16 protein-coding genes are annotated in these 16,883 nt (G+C 42.9%); all 16 read right to left on the bottom strand.

What is annotated here, in order from left to right:
• Positions 1–37 precede the first annotated feature (37 nt).
• The 16 genes from KCX82_RS09455 to KCX82_RS09380 all read right to left on the bottom strand — a co-directional run bounded on the left by KCX82_RS09455 (position 38) and on the right by KCX82_RS09380 (position 16,880).
• The gene (locus KCX82_RS09455; RefSeq protein WP_227018218.1) at positions 38–1,711 is read right to left on the bottom strand and encodes a thiamine pyrophosphate-binding protein; all 1,674 of its coding nucleotides are present in this window, start codon (positions 1,709–1,711) and stop codon (positions 38–40) included.
• Between the two features lie 163 nt (positions 1,712–1,874).
• Positions 1,875–2,666 (bottom strand): aspartate/glutamate racemase family protein, encoded by a 792-nt coding sequence (locus KCX82_RS09450; RefSeq protein ID WP_227018217.1) that lies wholly within the window; start codon positions 2,664–2,666, stop codon positions 1,875–1,877.
• Between the two features lie 96 nt (positions 2,667–2,762).
• Positions 2,763–4,142 carry a sodium-dependent transporter gene (locus KCX82_RS09445; RefSeq protein ID WP_227018216.1) on the bottom strand — a complete coding sequence of 460 codons (1,380 nt, stop codon included), beginning with the start codon at positions 4,140–4,142 and terminating at the stop codon, positions 2,763–2,765.
• 169 nt (positions 4,143–4,311) lie between these two features.
• Positions 4,312–5,514 (bottom strand): NAD(P)/FAD-dependent oxidoreductase, encoded by a 1,203-nt coding sequence (locus KCX82_RS09440; RefSeq protein ID WP_227018215.1) that lies wholly within the window; start codon positions 5,512–5,514, stop codon positions 4,312–4,314.
• Positions 5,511–5,795 (bottom strand): (2Fe-2S)-binding protein, encoded by a 285-nt coding sequence (locus KCX82_RS09435; protein ID WP_319633345.1) that lies wholly within the window; start codon positions 5,793–5,795, stop codon positions 5,511–5,513. Before KCX82_RS09435 ends, KCX82_RS09440 begins: the two co-directional genes overlap by 4 nt.
• A gap of 39 nt (positions 5,796–5,834) precedes the next feature.
• Positions 5,835–6,329, bottom strand: coding sequence for a 4Fe-4S binding protein (locus tag KCX82_RS09430; protein ID WP_319633344.1), 495 nt, complete (start codon positions 6,327–6,329; stop codon positions 5,835–5,837).
• 34 nt (positions 6,330–6,363) lie between these two features.
• A complete protein-coding gene (locus KCX82_RS09425) occupies positions 6,364–7,479 on the bottom strand; it encodes an NAD(P)/FAD-dependent oxidoreductase (RefSeq protein WP_227018213.1) in 1,116 nt (371 codons plus the stop codon).
• Positions 7,476–7,799: a (2Fe-2S)-binding protein gene (locus tag KCX82_RS09420; RefSeq protein WP_227018212.1), complete on the bottom strand. Its 324-nt coding sequence runs from the start codon at positions 7,797–7,799 to the stop codon at positions 7,476–7,478. Before KCX82_RS09420 ends, KCX82_RS09425 begins: the two co-directional genes overlap by 4 nt.
• A gap of 151 nt (positions 7,800–7,950) precedes the next feature.
• Positions 7,951–9,093 carry a YkvI family membrane protein gene (locus KCX82_RS09415; protein WP_227018211.1) on the bottom strand — a complete coding sequence of 381 codons (1,143 nt, stop codon included), beginning with the start codon at positions 9,091–9,093 and terminating at the stop codon, positions 7,951–7,953.
• Positions 9,094–9,355: 262 nt separating this feature from the next.
• Complete coding sequence (locus KCX82_RS09410; RefSeq protein ID WP_227018210.1) at positions 9,356–9,742, bottom strand: RidA family protein; 387 nt, start codon at positions 9,740–9,742, stop codon at positions 9,356–9,358.
• Positions 9,743–9,792: 50 nt separating this feature from the next.
• On the bottom strand, positions 9,793–10,791 hold the full coding sequence (locus KCX82_RS09405) for a C-terminal binding protein (protein ID WP_227018209.1): 999 nt from the start codon (positions 10,789–10,791) through the stop codon (positions 9,793–9,795).
• 47 nt (positions 10,792–10,838) lie between these two features.
• A complete protein-coding gene (locus KCX82_RS09400; RefSeq protein WP_227018208.1) occupies positions 10,839–11,999 on the bottom strand; it encodes an iron-containing alcohol dehydrogenase in 1,161 nt (386 codons plus the stop codon).
• 81 nt (positions 12,000–12,080) lie between these two features.
• Positions 12,081–13,358, bottom strand: a complete 1,278-nt coding sequence (locus tag KCX82_RS09395; RefSeq protein WP_227018207.1) for an aspartate aminotransferase family protein — start codon at positions 13,356–13,358, stop codon at positions 12,081–12,083.
• Positions 13,359–13,377: 19 nt separating this feature from the next.
• A complete protein-coding gene (locus KCX82_RS09390) occupies positions 13,378–14,754 on the bottom strand; it encodes an acetyl-CoA hydrolase/transferase family protein (RefSeq protein ID WP_227018206.1) in 1,377 nt (458 codons plus the stop codon).
• Positions 14,755–14,877: 123 nt separating this feature from the next.
• Positions 14,878–16,056, bottom strand: coding sequence for a thiolase family protein (locus KCX82_RS09385; protein ID WP_227018205.1), 1,179 nt, complete (start codon positions 16,054–16,056; stop codon positions 14,878–14,880).
• Positions 16,057–16,112: 56 nt separating this feature from the next.
• Positions 16,113–16,880, bottom strand: a complete 768-nt coding sequence (locus KCX82_RS09380) for an enoyl-CoA hydratase/isomerase family protein (RefSeq protein WP_227018204.1) — start codon at positions 16,878–16,880, stop codon at positions 16,113–16,115.
• Positions 16,881–16,883: the final 3 nt, after the last annotated feature.

Below are 16,883 nucleotides of genomic sequence, written 5' to 3'. Positions count from 1 at the left end.
TGACAAACTTATTTATATTCCCATTACACGGGACAAATTAACCGCCACATCCATAGGCTCTTGTGAACGGGCAGGGGTACTCATCATGAACCTCCACATTAATAATCGAAGGTTTTCCTGATGCATAAGCCCTTTTTATTGCCGGTATGATCTCATTGACATCTTTAACAAGTTCTCCGTATCCATTCCAGACTTCAGACAGTTTCTGATATTGCCTCAGATAAGGAAGTGCGGTGGCAATATACCCTTTTTTAGTCTCTGCTGGGTTTCTAAGAGTTTCAGCCATCTTTACCATTCCCCATTGAGAATCGTTGGCAATCACACAGATAACCTGCATATCGTGGCGCTCCATTGTATCGAATTCCATTGCATAAAAGCCCACACTTCCATCCCCGGTATATAGTAACACGGGTTTCTTATGAGCCATCCAAGCACCCATTGCAAATCCTTGCCCCGTTCCGATCGTTCCATTTGCACCATAGCCAACAATTTGCCCTGGTCTATGTACTTTTACTGCTCGCATTATCCATTCGTAAGAGTCGCCTCCGTCGCATACAACAGACCAATCCCTTCCATACGTATCAAGAAATTTTCCGACTTGCTCCGCACACCTTGCCGGATGCATTGGAATGATATTTTTAAATTGATAACCGTCTGTCCATTCTTGTCGCTGGGCTGTATGTAGTTCTGCTGCCCTTTCAATCCACTTGACGTTTTTACAAGCATCTACCTTTGATTTTATTTCTTCAAGGATCTGTTTTGCGCAGGCACCGGCTCCGGCTACAATTCCTATATGTGCCGGGGCATTAAATCCAATCTTGGTGATATTGGGATGAACCTGAATGAATTTTGCATTTGAATTTACCATGGGCGCTTTGCCGAAGTTTAATCTGAAATTCATATTAACACAAAGGGTCAGGATTACATCTGCTTCTGAAAGAGCTCCTTCGCCAATGGCAAATAATTCATCATCCTCATCTCCAAAGGTGCCACGTGCCATTGTTGTTGCAAATACAGGAATGCCTAAATAATGTGCTAATTCCTTCACTGCTTCCCCGTATTGCTTAGAATAAATGCTTATATCACCCACTACAATCACGGGTGATTCTGCTTTCATCAACAGGTCTGCTGCCTTGCAAATTAAGTGAGGATCGCCAAAGGGCTGTGCTGCAGTGCGTGACATGCTGGGGAATTCTACAGATTTCTCTTCCACATTTCCTTTCATAATATTGACCGGACATTCAAGATAAACAGGTCCTGGTATTGAATCTAGCGCTATCCGAAACGCTTTTGAGACATACTCTGGAATTCGTTTTGTGCCGTATACTCTAGCCGACCAAAGTACATTCGTCTTTAAAATATGATAAGTATCGAAATCTTGTTCTGCACCTGTATCAGAATCCCCAAGGCCAATGGAACCCGCAATTAAAATCACTGGAGAATTTGCCGCTCTTGCTTCTGCGATTCCTTGCATTGTCTGCAGTACTCCGGGGGTTACTGTTGTTACAACCACACCAGGTTTCCCTGTCATTCTGGCATAAGCATCTGCTGCATAGACGCCTGCGTTCTCATGCCTCACATCAATAACTGCGATACCTTCTGCTCTACATCCATAAATGAGAGGCATTATTTGACCTCCACAGATTGTAAATATCTGCTCTACGCCCTCGTTTTTTAATGCCTTTGCAAATAGACTACCGCCATTTATCATTCCCAATGTATCCACCTGCTTTCCCTATATCAACTTACGAATCGTAATCCTTATTTTCAAAATTACTTTAATCAATCTAGTCAATTTTTTGACTGCATTCTATGTCAATCTTAAAAATAATGGAGCACAGCTTTCAAAACATGTGCCCCATTATATTGCATTCTTATATGTGACCGTAGTATGGTTTTTGAGTTGTTCCGTTATGTAACCATTTTATCAATGTTATGAAGTCAAATACGGGAAGCTGCGTGGCTTGCTGAACTGCGTAAGCATAAGGAGGCATATCGCTGCACTCCAGAAGGATGGCACCGATATCATCGTCGCCCTCTAGAAGTTCTAATGCAGCGCTGACCACTTCCTCTCGGACTTTTCCATTATCAAATTGCCCTCTGTATTCAAGAATGGCCGAAAACTCCTCTCCGTGCCTCAAATCCTTTACCACTAATAGATTCGGGTCGTCTATAAAGCAATTTTCCAGCAATTTATCAGTTAAAGAGGAAGCATCTGCTGTGAGTACGCCTATTTTCTGGCCAGGCTTGATAATAGCCTTTATCCATGGAATTTGCACCAAACTGGATAGTGCTACAGGAATATCCAGAGCAGCAGAAACCTGTTTATGGAAATTGCCAAAGAAACCGCAGGCCGAACATAGTGCTCTAATGCCTTCTTTTTCTATCATGTGTTTTCCAAGTGCAATGATATCATCGCCAATTGTAGGATCCGCTCTAAAAAGACGGTCGATATCTAAATTAGGAACCCCTCTCATTCTCACTGGGAAGTCATAGGTATAAGCATTTACAACGTTGCCTGGAACCATTGGGTAAAAAACATCTTCGATGTAGATAATACCCACTGAATATCCGCTGATCTGTTGATGATCTTGCATGTTTATCACAACAGAATTATTTTCCGGAGTCAGATATCCAAATTGTCTGTTCTTAAGTCTTTTATCCATTTTTGCCGCCTTTCTCTTTTTACCCATGAACACATCATGGTGTTTCAGTAATTTTATTTATTTTAGAACTGTAGTTCCGTTAGGCATGGAATTTCTTTATGCAAAGTAGACCGACTGGATTCCGACGATAATAACGATCGTTATGATAATAGGACAGATGATCGCCAATAGCGGTTTCCAAATTGTTGTGACTTTAAAGGAATTCGCACTACTATTTACGTCTTTCATAAGACGTTCAAATCCGAATTTCCAAGCGGCATAAAGCGAGATCATCAATCCCCCGACTGGAACCAGAATAGACATTGCCAAAAAGTCAAGATCTGTATATAAGTCCTTACCAAATAGTGTAACGTTACCTAGAACCGGTGAGTAAACCAACACTGGGATTAAGCCGATAACGAACATGATTGAAACCATAATCCACGTCATTTTCTTCCGATCCATCTCGAACTTATCTGCAAAAGTTGCTACGATGCCTTCAACCAATCCCAATACAGATGTAAAGGCAGCAATAAACAATAACAGGAAGAATAGGCTTCCGAATATTCTGCCTCCTGCCATGTTCTCAAACATCATCGGCATTGTTTGAAATACCAGGGAACTCCCCGAGGAAGGTTCTACGCCGTAGGTGAAAACTGCAGGGAATATTGCTGTTCCGGCAAGAAGTGCAACCACCATATTTGACATAACGATGATGACCCCGGATCTCGCCACGTTGGCATCCTCTTTCAAATAACTTCCAAATACGAAGGCTGAGGACAGACCCACTCCAGCAAGAAAGAAGGTTTGTGATAAAGCGCTTAACAGTACAGCAGGCGTAAGTTTTGAAATGTCAGGTGTCAGGAACCATCTCATTGCTTCTCCTGCGCCTGAAAGGGTCAAAGATTTAATTGCCAGTATAACGAGAAAGAGAAATAAAATCGGCAGCGCGACTTTAGCAAAAGCTTCGATTCCACCCTTTACACCTTTTGAAATTATAAAAGCTGCCAAGGCAAGTAATGCTGCATTATAGAACAGAATCAGAGGCGTATTCGCCATTAAGCCATTAAACATCGGGGCCATATCCGCGCCTGTGGTTCCTTTGAAGGAACCCATCACAGATAAGAAGAAATAATGTGCAACATTTCCTGCAATCATAACATAGTAAGACATAAGTAACGTAGCCGCAATAGCACCGAACCATCCGATGGCTACCCAAGGACTTTTTTTACCTGCTAACGCTTCCATTCCTACAATACCTGTTCTACCGGAACTTCTGCCTAAGGTCAGTTCGCAGATAATCAAAGGTACCGCAATTAATAGGGACATGACTAACATCACAACAAGGAAAATTCCTCCGCCATTGCTTCCGATCAAGTACGGAAATCTCCAAATAGCACCTAGACCCACTGCATAACCGATTGCTGACATTAGAAATCCATACATACTGCCCCACTGTTTTGGTTGGCCGATAACGACTTCATTATTATTATTCATTTTCTTATTCCTTTCAACTAATTAAATTTCGGAATTATATGAACAAATGTTTTTTAGAATTTGGTTATTATGGAATTGTTTTACCTTTTTTTGGGTGCACTTAATAAGCCTCTTTAAGTTCTACGAATTTTAAAGAGTTCATTTATATCAGACTGCAATGAACTATTTTTTAATTTCCGTGCGCTGCTAATTTTGCCAGATCCATATTCTTAAACCTGGACCAGCTAAGCTCGGATGCATCAAATTCCGTTTTTTCTTCAGAAATGATCTGTGACATCAGCAGACCTGTAATAGGGGCTAACGCAATACCATCACCCTCATGCCCTGCAGCTATGTAGAATCCCGGAACCTCTTCAACCGCACTTACGATTGGCAAATGATCTAAGCAAAATGGTCTTATACCTCCAAAAGTTCTGATGCAGTTCATATCTTTTAAAATTGGGAAAAACCGGATGGCCCTTTCAGCGATAGCTTGCATTATTTCATATTCTGATTTCGTATCATATCCTCTGAATAATCTGCAACCGCCCACAATTGTATTCCCGGAGTGGGTCGTCTCGATGTTTAAACAAACATTATGTTTTTCAACAAGTTCACTGACAGGTCTTTTAAACCCTGAAAAGAATTTCGCTAACCAATAACCAAACTCCAGTATTTCGGTATGTGCTATCGTTTCAGCTTTTTCCGTAACTAACAGCATACCTTTCCGAGGTTCGATGGGTATGTTTAAACCAACCATTTTACCGATAAATGGTGCCCATACGCCGCACGCATTTACAACTTTGTTTGTGTAAAAAGTTCCTCTGTCTGTCTCGACTGCTTCGACCTGTTTTTTCGCGTCCAATTTAATGCCGGTAACTTCATGATGTGTATACACATCTAAGCCATATTTTTTTCCTTCTTCGACAAATGCAAAGCATACCTTATAAGGATTTACCAATCCGTCAGATTCTGTCCAGAGGCCTCCTTTTAGATCTTTCGCTAAGTATTTTTCTCTTTCGCACATTTCCTTAGGATCGATGACCCTCATTTCAAAACCCTGAGACCTAACCTTTGCAGCATAATCTGCTGCTGCTGCCATTTCTTCATCCGTCTCACAAACATACATAAATCCACAGCTCTCAAATTCAATGTCATGGGAAAACTCTTTTGCAAGTTTTCTGTACAGCTCAACACTGTGATACCCTTGCAGAACATCAATTCCCGGCTGTTTATCACTGATCAGAGTTGCTCCATCAGTGTGACTTGCAGTACCCGAAGCAATATCATTTTGTTCCAATATTGCTACGCTGTATCCTTTTTTCGCCAATTGATACGCGGTGCTGGTTCCGATGATACCTCCACCAATTACGATCACATCATAGGATTTCATTCTCTCACCCCCCCTGCTAAAGTGCCAAAGGTTATGGGTCTGGCAGGCGGTCTTATACTGGAACTGCCTGCTTCTTCCGGTCTTATGCCGAGCTCTTGGCAAAGAATCTGCTGCACCATTTTTTCACAGGTCCGTCCCTGGCACAATCCCATGCCTGCTCTCGTTCTTCTTTTTACTCCTACCACATCTCTTGCCCCTTGCGCAATCGCCTGCTTGATTTCACCGACTGTTACTTCTTCGCATCGACAGACAAGCATATCGTCATCGAATTTATTATCCATTGGTTACGCCTCCTTCTAAAGACTTGACACAAACACTGTTTATTTTCTTTTCATACTCCTGACATCATCTGCAAATTCTTTTTGAATCGCTACGGTGACAACTGGAGTTCTGTCATATGATTTCGGGTTTAACACTTTAACGACTTTGCCTTTGCAAACCACTTTTCCTTCTCTGTTCACAGCTTCCACAATTTCATCCTTGACAGGAAGCGGGACATATTCATAGGGGAATGATACCGTGGCCTCAGTATCAGAATAGGTCTTATCTATCGTAAAGATAGCCAGACCCGGACATTTTGCAATACAGACACCACAACCCGTACACAATTCTTCATTGAGTTTTGGCAATGAAGTAATCGGACTTCCGATTCGGATTGCTCCTTGGGGGCAAGCGGCCTCACACGGATTACAAGGGATTTCCTGTATGCATTCAATTACTGCGACAGTGCCTTTTTTAAATCTTTCTTCTGATGTAATCAGATTGAACCGTTCCAGCTCTTCTCGTGTGATACATCCATTACGTTCTAATGTCATATTCATTCACCTCTTTCGGCTCTCGTTCAGCCTTTTACTTAGCGCATGTCGGAAAATCCGCTAGAATCGCATTCTTGGCTACCATTCTCTTTTCCCCAAACGGTCCCATTCTCAAGCCATCTAACCTTTCCCAGATATCATCTTTTAATAATTTTGCATCTGCATTTTTCAGATATCCTAAAGACTCAGCAGCCGCAACACCGGCTAACCTTCCTTCTTCCAATGCCGTATTTGCTTCTTCCACTCCTGTGGTATCTCCTACCACATAGATTCCGGGTTGTGTTGATTCCATATTGCGATCGTGTTTGGGCACCCATCCTCCAAATACAGCGTTATATGTACACTCAAGATCATGCAGTCTTACCAGATCAGAAATTGGCTTTAATCCTGCAGCCAGTGTCACTACATCCGCTTCCAATACTTTTTCCGTCCCGGGGATTGGCTGCCAGTTTTGATCCAGTTCTGCTATAATGACTTCCGATACCCTGTCAGTTCCCTTTGCTTCAATAATCGTATGGCTGGTATAAATAGGCACCCCAGCTCTTCTGATCTTTGAAGCATGTACACCGTACCCTCCAATCTTTGGAGCCGCCTCTACCAGAGCAACTACATTGCATCCGGCCTGCATCAGCTGATAGGAAACGATCAATCCTACATTTCCGGAGCCAAGCATTACCACCTTGTTTCCAGGTTTGACCTTATTTACATTAATCATTGTTTGAGCCGCACCTGCCCCCATGATCCCGGGTAATGTCCAACCTTTAAATCTTACGACATTTTCCGATGCACCAGTGGCTAAGATGACTTTTTTTGCCTGAATATTTACCAGTTCTTTTTCACCGCTGTCCAATCCTTTTTCGATGGAAACAATCCGTTCATGATATAGTCCGACCACAGCGCTGTTAACCCATATCTCCACACCGTACTTTTCAGCCTCGGCAAGTAGCTGATTTCCGATATCAATTCCCCTTGTCCCTGAGCGATGAGCGCTGGATCCAAAAAATTTATGGATTTGCTTAAATAGCTGACCGCCTGGCTTTATGTTTAAGTCTACCACCAGAACTTCTTTCACACCTGCCTTGGCCGCTTCAATTGCTGCTGCCAAACCAGCCGGGCCAGCTCCAACAATCACGATTTCTTTGCTAATCATTTTTCCCCGCCTCCTTCGCCAACTCCATACTGGGTCTTAATAACCATACCTTGTTCAACTGGCGTTATACAGGTTCTGACATTTGGCTTGCCATTGACAACCATCGCACAATCCGTGCACTGTCCTATCCCGCAAAACAATCCTCTTGGCTCTTTTCTTTTTACTGTGTAACGGTTAATGATGATATTCTCAGCTAAAAGAGCTGCTAAGATAGGTTCTCCTTCTTTTGCCATAAGCTTTTTCCCGTCAACAGTGATCTCCACCATCTTTGTCGCCTCTTCCTGACCCAATATCACATGTTCCTTGATTCTCATACACATTTTGTCACCTCCTCTGGCTTTTCGTATTCACATACGCCAGTTTCTAATAAAACTATATTTTTAGATTCCTCGCATTGAAGATATTCTCACATTTCTTTCGTATCCAGCAACATCTCCATTTTTAAGTGTAATAAAGTCGAATGATCCATGCTCAGCCTTCTTGCGGTTCCGAGGTTTTTTTCTTTTCCGAGTAAATTTTAACATCCTTCACGATAATGAATATCAGGAATGCGCACCCAACAAGTCCTGAGAAAGGATAGAGAATATTGATAATTTGATTGAATGGGATAAAGGCTCCTCCGAATATGCCGGCAATCGTAACGGCAGCCGTAATGATTCTTGATTTTGTTGATTTATCCTCCGCAAATCTACCTGAAATCAACCAAAGATACCCTGTAATCGTTGTGAATATGCCTAGAATCAGAATAATTGCAAATGACCAGGATAATTCGGGAATCATATTCTGCATTGCGGAAAGAAGTGGAATCTGTCCTCCTGTTTCAATGATAGAGTCGAGGTTAATAAGAATAGCGATTAGTACGAGAAGCACTCCCGCATGGAAGAAAATTCCCGAAAAGATACCTGAAGTTAAGGCCTCTTTTTGATTTGTCGTCTGCTTTCCGAGAGAAATCAGAAACGGTATCGAGACAATCAAGCATAGTCCGGCATAGAATAGAGCGGATAAAACTGGATTGTAGATTCCAAAAACACCAGCTCTCAAGACTTTACCTGCAGAAAGATACTCCGGAAGTCTAGCTGTAGACTCTGCCATTCCAACAGGATTTCTAGCTAATGCATAAATTCCTATTACTACGACATAAACGATAATTACAATACCAAGAAAGCCCAGGACATTTACCACCTTCTTTAATCCCAGCATTACCGTGCCTCCGGCGAAAACACCTAAGAGTATTGCCCCTATATACACCGGAATCCCAAAGTATTGATTGATCGTAGCTCCACATCCGGCAAACATGGCAATTGCAATACCAAATACGATAATCAGACAGAAAAAATCAAAGAAATAACCGACATATTTACCGCAATAGTAGGCATAACATTCACTCGGGTTTCCAAATTGCTTCTCCTGACCGGTTCTATAGCAGCTAACTGTGAAATACACGGTCATGACCATTGAAACAAATACTGCCAGAAAGTTGGCGGGGTTACCCCAGGATCCAAAGAATTGTAAAACCTCCTGCCCCGTAGCAAATCCTGCACCAATGGTGTATGATGCATACGCGCCACCTATTTTAATCATGTTTGTAATGTTAACTGTTCGCTCGTTTTCCATAATTACACTCCTCGTATAATATTGTATTTCGCTGATTACTTAATCGGCAAAACATTAAACGGTAACGGTTTCTCAGCGCACACATTATGATGTCATGGATATATTTTGAATATTCTGAATTTTTTAGTTGGGGTGGTTCTATTCTTCATTACAATCACAGCTCACTCATCCCCTAAGATGGGTTACGTCTGGCATAATCCATCTTAGGTTTCATGAGGTGAATAATGCTTAGTGCATTGACTAATACTTAAATGTTAATATATCATTCGGGTACACTGCAGATAAATTCCATCTCCACTTTTACTTCAGGAATCATACCTGCCACCTGAACACAAGCCCTTGTCGGGAATGGATCGTTTGGCATCAATTCTCTGTAAGCTTTGTTCACCGCAGCATAGTCATTCATATCAGTGAGATAAATTCTGCAGGTAAGTACGTCGGCCAACGTACCGCCAACTTCTTTCAGCGCAAGCTCAGCGTTCCTAAGCGTCTGAAGCGCCTGTTCATAAGGATCGAGACTGATGATGTCACCGTTTTGGAGAGTGGCGATCTGAGTTGTGAAGAACAAGTCACGATACTTGGTTCCCTGTACGTAGGGGCCATGAACCTCTCCCAGTGTTTTTTCATTAAAGATGGCTTTCTGTTTCATAATATAATCTCCTGTTCTATAAATATAAATTAAATTAACGATCTCAGAGCTTATCTCATGTTGTCAGCTACCTCTTTGTTAACTAGATTTTTCGGTACTTTATTGTCGTGCAGTCTTTCAACCAGTTGTTTTAAGGCAATAATTCTGGCTTCAGCGAAGGAATCCTCGGATACGAAGGCGGCATGCGGTGTGATCACACAATTTTCGATCTCAAACAGGTCGCTTTTTTCATTGGCTTCATCCTCGATGACATCAACTGCAGCACCTTTGATCCAACCTTCTTTTAATGCCTTGACAAGGGCCGGCTCATCTACAACTTTGCCTCGGGCAGTGTTGATAAAGTATGCGGACTCTTTCATCATCCTAAACTGTTCAGCCCCCATCATATGCTCTGTAACCCCTGGAATCAATGGAGTATGCATGGATACAAAGTCGGATTCCTTTAAAAGCTGTTCTAAAGTATCCATTTTTCTAACACCGAAATCTTCTAAATATTCCTTTGTTTTGGTCGGTGCATAGCAGACAATATTCATCTGCATCGCCTTAAGAATAGGAATCATATATTTGGGAATGCTGCCGAAAAATACAAGGCCGACGGTTTTTCCGGACATTCTGAAGGTCTTTCCCCCCAGCAGCGGATCCCATTTTCCATTTCTAACGCTTCTGTCAAGAAAAGTCAGTTTTCTGACACAGTCAATCATCATACCGATTGTATGTATTGCTACTTCCTCAGTGCAAAAGCCCGGACTATTCGTTACACAGATGTGATTTTCTGTTGCGGCAGGGATGTCAACGTTACTATAACCAATTGCCTGTAAAGCAACAATTTTTGTTTTCTTCATTCGTGCAAGCACATCACTTGTAATCTGGAAGAACTCTACAACGACACCGTCGGCATCCTTTACTGCTTCAAGAAATGCTTCCGGGTTATCCCGGTCTTCACCGTTTTTAATTTCAATCAGTTCTATATCATGAACGCCCCATTCTTTTAATTTTTGATTTTCAAAATTCAGGGTATCATCGATATTGTAATAAACTACTTTACTCACAGTACACCTCCATACGATTGTTTTACTGAAACTGATTTATTGATTTGTTATTCATAAGCACTTTCAAGTATTTCTGTGATGTCTTTCTCCTGCAGTTTACATGGGTTTACCGCCAAAAGCCTGTAAGCCATGGTCCCCTCAATGATAGCGGGAAAATGTTCTCTGGTTACCCCAACATCTTTTAACTTCAGAGGAACCCTGGTATCCTGCGCCAGTTTAAGAACTGCTTTAGGGGCTTTTTCAGCTGCTTCACGAAGGGAAAGGCCGTCTACATTTTCTCCCAGTGCGATGGCGATTTCCTTAAACTTCTCTAGATTTCCAACTACATTTCTTGCCATTGCATAGGGAAGAATCAGACTGTTTGCAACGCCATGAGGAACATGCGCAACACCGCCCATGGATTGAGCAATACCATGAACAACACCAAGTCCTCCGTTGAAAAATGCTGTAGCTGCGATGGAGCTTGCAATGGCCATATTGCTTCGGGCTTCAATATCGTTCCCATTAGCAACCGCGTTTCTTAAATGCTTTCCAATCATTCTCATGGCCTGAAGAGCCATTGCGTCACTGACCGGACTTGCATTCAGAGATACATACGCTTCGATGGCATGGGTTAAAGCGTCGATTCCGGTGGTGGCTGTGATAAATCCAGGCATTCCAACGTGCAGCAGCGGATCAATTAAGGCCACCCTTGGAATAATATAATCATGAGTAACAGATAATTTAATCTGATTCTGATTATCGGTGATGACAGCTGCTGCTGTCATCTCACTTCCGCTCCCTGCTGTTGTTGGAACGCAGATGAGTGGCATGCCCGGATTGGTAACCGTTCTGCTTCCGCCGAATAAATAATCCCTTACCGAACCCTCATTCGTCTGGAGCATGCAGATAGATTTTGCAGCATCGATGGGGCTGCCTCCTCCAACTGCCACAACCAGATTGGCCCCGCTTTTCCTTAAAATCTCGGCAGTACTGTCCACCACTTCAATCGCGGGATCCGGCACAATATCCGAGTAAATTTCATAGGGCATATTCGCTTTTTCAAAGCTTTCCTTAACAGAATCCAGAATATTTGTTTTAATAATCATAGAATCCGTGACAACAAAGACCTTTTTCGCACCATATTCCTTACAGACATCGGCGATGTTTTTACTAATTCCAACGCCAAATCTGATTTTTGTCGGCATTCTATATTGAAAATCTTTCATTTTACTTTCCTCCATGTGCTGTATCAGCATGGCATAAAGCTAACTGAATGAGATGATACAATTGAATTTTAGCCAGCTGTCCTATAGATTTTTAAGAGCATCTTCGAATATTGCCAATCCTTTATCCAGATCCTCACGATTGATATTAAGAGGCGTTGCAAATCTGAAGCCGTTGCCATAAACGCCGCAGCTTAATGTGAGGAGCCCATGATGCAGACAGTAATCCTTTACCTTGTTCAACGCTTCTGCACTTGGTGACTTATCAAGATTCACAAACTCTACTGCCATCATGAGTCCCAGGCCTCTGACATCTCCCATAACAGGATATTTTTTCTGCATCTCCAGCAATCTGGCCCTTAGATAATCTCCCTGTGTATTTACATTTTCCAGTATATTTTCTTCTTCGAAGACCTTTAGCACTGCCAATCCTGCCGCTGCGCATACCGGGTGACCTCCGAAGGTGGTTCCATGCATGCCTGGCTTCCAAGTTTCCATAATTTCATTGGTACTGACAATTGCCGACATCGGAAGGCCGCCTGCAATGGCTTTTCCCAGCGTCATAATATCGGGCATGACATCAAAGTGTTCGCTGGCAAACATTTTACCGGTTCTTCCGAATCCGGACTGAATTTCATCAAAGATTAGCAGAATACCATGCTTTGTACACAATTTTCTGAGCTCCTGAACAAACCTTTTAGGAGGCACTACATATCCGCCTTCTCCCATAACCGGTTCCATGATAATTGCTGCTACATTTTCAGGCGCAATCAGATAGTCAAAAGTTCTTTGCAGCTCTTGAAGACAGTCTAAAGAGCACTTATCTTCAGTCGTGTTATATGGGCATCGGTAACATGTCGGATAAGGTGTGAAGTATACAGAGGGCAGCAACGGCTCTTGATTCTTTCTATATTTTGAATTAGAGCCGGTGATACTGGCAGCACCAATCGTTCTGCCATGAAAGGAACCTCTGAAAGAGATAATCCCAGGACGATGTGTAAAATTACGTGCTAATTTGAGAGCACCATCATTGGCCTCAGCACCGCCATTGCTGAAAAAGATAACGTCAAGGTCTCCAGGCGTCACTTTTGAAAGTTCTTTGGCTAATCCCAATGTCGTAGGATAATTGACAAGATTGAAAGAAGCTGAAATCAGCTTTTCAGTCTGGGCACATATTGCCTTCACGACTTCCGGATGACAATGCCCCAAGGCATTTACTGCGATTCCTTGCACAAAGTCTAAATATGTATTGCCGTCCACATCTGTAATATAGCTGCCTTTGGCGCTCTCTACTACGAGATTTGTCGCTTTCGCCAGAACAGGGCTTAAGTATTCCTTGTAATCGTCATATTTCATTTTCATTTTTCCTCCTCCTCACAACTTAATAACATATTTTACTGCTATTTTTCCAAATTCCCATTTTCTCTGCTTCTTTGATCAATTCATCCTGGAACTCAGGATGTGCGATGGAAATGAGCAATTCCGACCTTTCCCAGGTGGATTTCCCTTTCATATTAGCAGCGCCAAATTCTGTTACGATATAATGGCTGGCGCTTCTTGGCGCAGATACGATAGAACCCTCGGGTAATCTTGGCACGATCAGGGATTCCTTGCTTCCATCTTTATTGATTCTTACAGATGGTGTACAAAGGAAGCTTTGGCCTCCATTGGATTTAAACGCACCCATTACGAAGTCCAACTGCCCCCCGGTCCCTCCAATGTGCTGAAGCCCGGCTGATTCCGAATTTACCTGTCCAAAGAGGTCAACCTGGAGACAGCTATTGATGGAAACGAAATTATCGTTAGCGGCAATGACCTCCAAGGCGTTGACATAGTCAACCGGTGCCATATAGCCCATGGGATTATCGTCCAGAAAATCATACACTGCCTGTGAGCCCATAGCAAAGGTAAACACCATTTTCCCTTTGTTTGTGTTCTTATTGCCCGTAATCTTACCCTCATTATAAAGATTTACATAAGCGTCTACAAACATTTCCGTATGTACACTCAAATCATTAATATCGGATTCGGATATCATGGATCCCACGTAGTTCGGCATTCCGCCGATACCTAGCTGTAATGTGCTTCCGCTTCTGATTCTCTCTACAATATGTCCGGCAATCTTCTTTTCCGTCTCACTGGCAGGTTTTGCGATCAGGTTTGGCAGCTTCCCATTGGAACCTTCTACGATCATGTCTACCTGTGAAATATGTATGCTATTTTGAACACCATGAACGACCGGCTGGTTTTCATTTACTTCTACAATGATTTTTTTTGCGGCAGCGAATATTCCCCAATACTCTGCTGTCTGGGGACCAAAGTTAAAATGTCCGAATCGGTCCATAGGCGAAACCTGAAGCATGGCCACGTCGATATCCCCTACGTTTTCAGCCCAAAGCTTAGGATTTTCACGGAATTGTACCGGAATGAACCAGCATCTTCCTTCTTTGTTCATCTTTCGATCCAATCCGCTCATATGGGTGCTTAGATACTTGAAGTGCTTTGAATCAGGGTCAGCCTTCAAAATGGCCGGAATCTCATCGTAAGCCCAGATGGTGTCGCATACCAATACATTCTGAAGCTCCTCAGTACGTTTTGCCAATGCTTGGTCCAAATCTCTGACGATTCCGCAGAAAAGGCCATAATGGACACGATCACCCGATTTTACTACTTTTACGGCCTCGTCTGCTGTTACAAGCTTTTTTTTGTATTCAGCTGCGAGTTCGCTGTTTTTACAAAGTTGCTTTAAATTAACCATCTTCTCTTCTCCTTAATAAAACTGTGGTTTCGTTAAACAGTAGCATCGGTTGACAAAGTACAACACGGTTTGCAAAGGCAATTTTGCTCAATGACTTTGTTAGCCGCCGATGCTAACCCCGAATTAAATTCTTTCGACAATGACAGTGGTGCCCATCCCCCCTCCTGCGCAAAGGGTGGCGAGTCCATACTTGTTGTTTCTTCTCTCCATTTCATACAGTAAGGTAATTACAATTCTGCTTCCCGTCGCGCCCACCGGATGACCTAGAGAAATACCTCCACCATTTACGTTTAGAATATCTCTGTTAATTCCCAGCTCTTTTTCTACTGCAACACATTGTGCGGCAAAAGCCTCATTAATTTCGAACAGTTCAATATCCTCAATGGTAAGCCCGGCTTTTTCCAACGCTTTCTTTGAAGAACTTACCGGACCAATGCCCATAATTTCAGGTTCTACTCCGGTAGTGGCTACGGATACGATTCTTGCTAAGATCGGAAGTCCTAATTCTTTTGCCTTCTCTTCTTCAACCAGCAGTACGCCTGAAGCGGCATCATTCATTCCCGATGCATTTCCGGGTGTTACAGTTCCTCCATCCTTAAAGGTTGCTCTTAGCTTTGCAAGTCCTTCCAATGTTACATCTCTTTTTGGGTATTCATCGGTATCAATTACCGTGTCTGCCTTTTTTCCGGGGATAGTTACTGGAATAATTTCTTCCTTGAACTTCCCTGCATCGATTGCAGCTACGGCTCTTTGCTGGCTTAATAGTGCATACTGATCCTGCTCTTCTCTAGAGACTCCATATTTTTCAGCGACATTTTCTGCCGTGATACCCATAGCAGGGCCTACTCCTAAATTCGTCAGGGAATCCCACATCGAATCACGAAGCTCGCTGTGTCCAAATTTCTTGCCATATCTGGCATCAAAAGTCATGTGGGGTGCTGTGCTCATGCTGTCAGCACCTCCTGCCATAATGCAGTCAGCCTCTCCAGCCTTAATCTGGTAGTAGCCCATCTGTATGGATGACATTGAAGATGTACAGTTTCTATGGATTGTTATCCCTGGAACGGTAACAGGCAGACCCGCTTTTACGGCAGCTACTCTTGCAAGGTTGTTCTCTTTATAGGTTCTCTGGTAGTTGCACCCCCAGATCACATCGTCAATGATACTTGGATCAATGCCTGATCGTTCTACTAATTGCTGCATGACTGGAATGGACAGATCCAAAGATGTAATGGACTTGAATTGACCTCCGATGGTGCCGATTGGCGTTCTGCAACCTGCTACGATTACTACATTTCTCATATTTCTTCCTCCTTTATATGATTGTGAATTACTGATCTTTGATTGGAAAACGCTGGTCATTTTCCTAGATAAACCGCTTTTCTCTTTTCGATAAAGGCTCTCATACCTTCTTTTTGATCTGATGTTGCAAATAGTCCGGCCCAATTTTGGTCTTCGATTTTCAGGGCCTCCCTCAGCCGAGGCTCTTCCAGCCCCGCTTCAATGGTTTCTTTTGCCGCCTTCAGTGCAATTGGCGCTTTTTCACTTAACTTTCGGGCCCATTCCATGGCAGTGTCCATGAGTTGTTCTTTCTCCACGACCTGATTCACAAGCCCAATACGTTGCGCTTCATTTGCATCTATCATCTCCCCAAAGAAAATCAATTCCTTGGCTTTCGACTCTCCGATCAATCGGGGCGCTCTAATGGTTCCCCCGGCCCCGGGCATAATACCCAGATTGATTTCCGGGAATCCCAGCTTAGCAGCGCTAGAGGCGATTCTGAAGTCACAGGTCAGTGCAAGCTCCAACCCGCCACCCAAAGCATAACCATCTATCGCTGCAATGGTTGGGATCCTCAAACCATGAATATTTTGAAGAGAATTGGAGAACGAAAAGGACTTAGCTTCTTCTACATCGCAGTCCACCATTCCTTTGATGTCCGCACCTGCTGCGAAATGATTATTGCTTCCCAAAATGAGTACCTTTACATCGGGGCTTTCCTCAATCTCTTTAATAACAGCATCCAGCTCTTTTATTACCAAAGGATTTAAGGCATTTAACGCTTTGGGCCGATTGATCTTAATCACGGCAATTTGACCGATGATTTCATATATTAGAAATTCCATAGG

The sequence above is a fragment of the Sinanaerobacter chloroacetimidivorans genome, assembly GCF_018128545.1.
GTDB classification, from domain to species: domain Bacteria; phylum Bacillota; class Clostridia; order Peptostreptococcales; family Anaerovoracaceae; genus Sinanaerobacter; species Sinanaerobacter chloroacetimidivorans.
The sequence above is the reverse complement of the archived record's forward strand: the minus strand, read 5'-3'. Positions and strand labels throughout refer to the sequence as shown.